4 protein-coding genes are annotated in these 3,848 nt (G+C 72.4%); all 4 read left to right on the top strand.

Annotation, left to right across the window (positions count from 1 at the left end):
- The first annotated feature begins 302 nt into the window (after positions 1 to 302).
- The 4 genes from AB0937_RS38400 to AB0937_RS38385 all read left to right on the top strand — a co-directional run bounded on the left by AB0937_RS38400 (position 303) and on the right by AB0937_RS38385 (position 3,357).
- Positions 303 to 692, top strand: a complete 390-nt coding sequence (locus tag AB0937_RS38400) for a hypothetical protein (protein WP_164350069.1) — start codon at positions 303 to 305, stop codon at positions 690 to 692.
- A 77-nt stretch (positions 693 to 769) separates the two neighbouring features.
- Positions 770 to 1,246 (top strand): hypothetical protein, encoded by a 477-nt coding sequence (locus tag AB0937_RS38395; protein ID WP_366718838.1) that lies wholly within the window; start codon positions 770 to 772, stop codon positions 1,244 to 1,246.
- Positions 1,247 to 1,423: 177 nt separating this feature from the next.
- On the top strand, positions 1,424 to 1,939 hold the full coding sequence (locus tag AB0937_RS38390; RefSeq protein WP_164350073.1) for a hypothetical protein: 516 nt from the start codon (positions 1,424 to 1,426) through the stop codon (positions 1,937 to 1,939).
- 497 nt (positions 1,940 to 2,436) lie between these two features.
- On the top strand, positions 2,437 to 3,357 hold the full coding sequence (locus AB0937_RS38385; RefSeq protein WP_366718835.1) for an N-6 DNA methylase: 921 nt from the start codon (positions 2,437 to 2,439) through the stop codon (positions 3,355 to 3,357).
- The last annotated feature ends 491 nt before the right edge of the window (positions 3,358 to 3,848 follow it).

Here is a 3,848-nt window from a genome sequence, read left to right as displayed (position 1 = left end):
GCCGGCACCGCCGTGGTGACGGCCAGGGGCTGAGGTTCGAGACGGGGGAGCGGAGCAGCTGCACGTCGAGGAGAAGGTGACCGGCCCACCGGGGCCCGGGTGGAGGAGCTGGCAAGGAGGGGGGGGTCGGCCCGGCCCGGAGGGCACGCGCGGCACCGCGAGATTTCCGAGAAAACCCCTGGTCAAACCCCCTTTTCCGCTTCCGTTTCCGGTCCAATGCTGGTAATGTTGTCCTTGTTGGAAGGGGGTGGCACCCCGGACAACGAGAACCACTCGAAACCCGATCACCGGAGGTACGGACCATGAGCGAGCAGATCACCCCCGAGCGCCAGGCCGAGGCGGAGGCGATCGGCCACGCCGCCTACCAGGCGATGCGCGCGGAGATGATCGAGGCGGCCCGCCAGCGGGAGGGTGACGGTATCGACACCCCCCTGCTGATGGAGGGACTGGAGGCCGAGGCGGCCTACCAGGCCGCCCGCGAGGCGCTGACCAACGCCCGCGCCGAGCGCCAGCGCGTGCTGTACGCCATGTGGCGCGCGAACAAGGACCCCCGTGCCGTCGCGGCCCTCATGCCCGCCACGGTCAAGGCCGCCACCGTGCGCGCCGCCGTGGTCAAGCTCGCGCCGTCCCAGGACTTCGAGGCCCTGCCCCTGTGGCGCACCGAGGACGAGGAGGCCGCCGCCAAGCACTGACCCACCCGGCCGGGGCGGCGGATGGCACCGCCGCCCCGGCCCGCTCGAAACCCTCACCGCGTACCCAGGAGCAGGCCATGAAGTTCCAGATGCATACCGCCATCGGCTACGACGGCACCCCCGCCCCGTCCCCGCTCGACACGCGCGAGGCCGCGCGCGAGTTCACCGCAGCACTGGCCGACCTCTTCCAGGTCGAACCCGCTCGCGTCGTTCACGACGAGTGGCGTACCGCCCCGTACGTGTGGACCAACGTCACCGTCTGCCTTCCGGCCATCGGCACGGCCGTGTTCAGCGTCGACAGTCGCAAGAGCGGAGCCGCCGCGCTCCGCCTGTACCTGAACGAACGGCCGGTCCCGTTCGACTGGACGCCGGAAGAGGCCACGCCGCAGGAGGAGGGGGAAGAGGAGGTGCGCGGCTGTAGCTGCGGCATGGCCGACTACGGCGCACCGGGGCACGACGGGTACGAAGGCCCGCGCGGCAGTGTCGGGCGGACCCTGGCGCAGGCGGTGGCCGACTACCAGGCCCAGCAGTCGCAGGGCACCGCCAAGCAGTGAACTACTTCCCGGGGGCGGCGGTGGCTGCCGCCCCCGGGAGCAGCAGCGAAAAACCCCAGACCAGGCCCGGTTTCCGCTTCCGTTCCCGGTCCAACTCTGGTAATGTTGTCCTTGTTGGGAGGGGGTGGCACCCCGACCGACACCACCACTCGAAACCCGCACCACGGAGGAACTCCCGTGATCACCACCACCATCACGCACAGCCGGGTCTACGGCACCGTTGCCCGCCTCAGCGACCAGCACCCTTGGGTCAAGGCGACCCTGCGGCAGCACGGATTCGAGTGGTCCCACTCCCTGAAGGCGTTCACCGCCCCTGGCACCCGTTCCTGGCCGTTCGACCACTACCGGTTCGCCCGGCTCACCCGCGAACTCCGCCGATGCGGATTCCCCGTCAAGGTGGTCGTCGACAACGCGCAGCCCGCCGCCGACCCGATCGCGGACGCGCTGACCGAGCTGTTCGATCTCGCCTACGCCGTTCAGCGGCTCGGCGCGGCACTCGCACAGGACATGCTCAGCCGCCCCGGGCAGGTCACCCCCGAGCGCATCAAGGAGGCCCAGGAAGCCGTGGAGGCCGCCCAGACGAAGGCTGAGCGGATCGAAGCGCGGCCGGGGGTCTACGAGCAGCCCGAGATGACCGACGTCTGGCACCTCCTCACCCGAGGGGCGACGGCTGTCGGACTGCCCCCCTTCTAGGCTCCGCGCAGTCCCCGAAGGGGCGGGCACCGCACGGCGGTGCCCGCCCCTTCGGTGTGCCCCGTCGCGGCGGGCGCGCCGGTAGCCCGGAAGGGGTGCAGCCCGTCGCGCCCCGGGCAGGCTCCGCAGCGCCGCGGGCGACGGCCGCGCCGTCGTGGCCGGCGTGGCCGCGCGGCGCCGTCGTGCGGTGCCGGTGGCCGGCCCAGGGTCCCGGCCTGCGGGCCGGCCCGGGGGAGCGGCAGCGGTGGGCGGTTTACGTGGCGGGCCGTCCGCCGTCTGCGGGTCCGCCGTGGTGCTGAGAAGCGGCTGGCAAGGAGGGGGGTCGGCCCGGCCCGGAGGGCACGCGCGGCACCGCGAAGAATCCGAGAAAAACCCTGGTCAGACCCCCTTTTCAGCTTCCGTTTCCGGCCCAACACTGGTAATGTTGTCCTTGTTGGGAGGGGGTGGCACCCCGACCGACACCACCACTCGAAACCCGCACCGAAAGGGCGTGCCTCATGGCGAAGATGAAGACCGAGACCGCGATCCAGCACCGCAAGGCGGCCGCCCTGGCCGACCTGGACCGCGACCTCACGCCGGATGAGCGGGAATTCGTCCTGGACCACTGGATGGAGGAGGGCACGGCCCGGCTCGACGGCGCATTCTTCACGCCGGGCGGACTGGCCACAGACCTCATCCTGGAGGCGTTCGGCGCCGGACGGATCATCGACCTGTGCGCGGGAATCGGCCGCCTGGCCTGGACCGCTCACCAGTACCTCAGCGCCCACGGCGCCGCCCGAGAGATCGTGTGCGTGGAGAAGAACCCGGAGTACGTCCGGATCGGGCGCAAGATCCTGCCGGAAGCCCGCTGGATCTGCGGCGACGTCTTCGACGTGCCGACGATGGACCTGGGCGGTCGGTTCGACGTGGCCGTAGCGAACCCGCCGTTCGGCCGGGTCTCCCGACAGGGGCGCACGGCCCCCCGCTACAGCGGCCCTCAGTTCGAGTACCACGTCATCGACGTCGCCGCCGAGGTGGCCCGCCGAGGGCTGTTCATCATCCCCCAGGAGTCGGCCCCCTTCCGCTACAGCGGATGCGTGCGCCGCACCGAGGAGCCGACCCCCCAGTACGAGCGGTTCCAGCGGCAGACGGGCCTGACGCTGGAGCAGGGATGCAGCGTTGACACGTCCCAGTACGTCGACGAGTGGCGGGACGCCGCCCCGCGCACGGAGATCGTGACCGCCGACTTTGAGGAAGTGCAGACGCGCGCGGTAAAGGTCGCCACGGCCCCGGCAGCCCCCGAGCCCAGGAACTGGCTTGCCATGCCCGCCACGGAGTTCGCCGTCAAGCCCAAGGCGGCACAGGCCGCCCTGTTCGGCATGGGGGACGACAAGGCCACCGGCACCATCGGACTGTTCGACGGGGAAGCCCTCTTCTGACAGGCCCGTTCGCTCCCTCCCCGCACGGCACGGAAGCTGTGCGGGGAGGGAGCGCCGGGTGCGGCGGGGGGCGCCGGCCTGCCGTCGGTGGCGGCCGCTCGGCGTGGCGAGGTGTTCCGGTGCGGCCGGGGGGCGACGGTCGCGCCGTGGTGGTCGAGGTCGCCGCGCGGCGCCGTCGTGGGGCACCCGGCCCGGGGGGCCGGGTTGCGAGGGGCGCTCTCAAGCGCCGCCCCCTCGCGCTCCCCCGGCGCTGGTGGCGGGGGCCGGCGGTGCGGCCGCGGGTTGGTGGGTGGGCATCGCACCTTCGGTGCGATCCGGCCGTGCGCCGCAGTCGTCGGGCCCTGGGGGCCCTCCTTATTGCGGCCCTCCGGTCGCTTCGCTCCCTGCGGGCTGCGTCGCTTCGCTCCTTGCGCGAAGCCCCGGGGGGCTCCTCCGGACGCCCGCCCCCCGGGGACCGGGGGGCGGGCTGAACTCCGTTGTGGCTGAGGCGA

This window comes from Streptomyces sp. NPDC047880, from assembly GCF_040706515.1.
GTDB lineage: Bacteria > Actinomycetota > Actinomycetes > Streptomycetales > Streptomycetaceae > Streptomyces.
The sequence above is the reverse complement of the archived record's forward strand: the minus strand, read 5'-3'. Positions and strand labels throughout refer to the sequence as shown.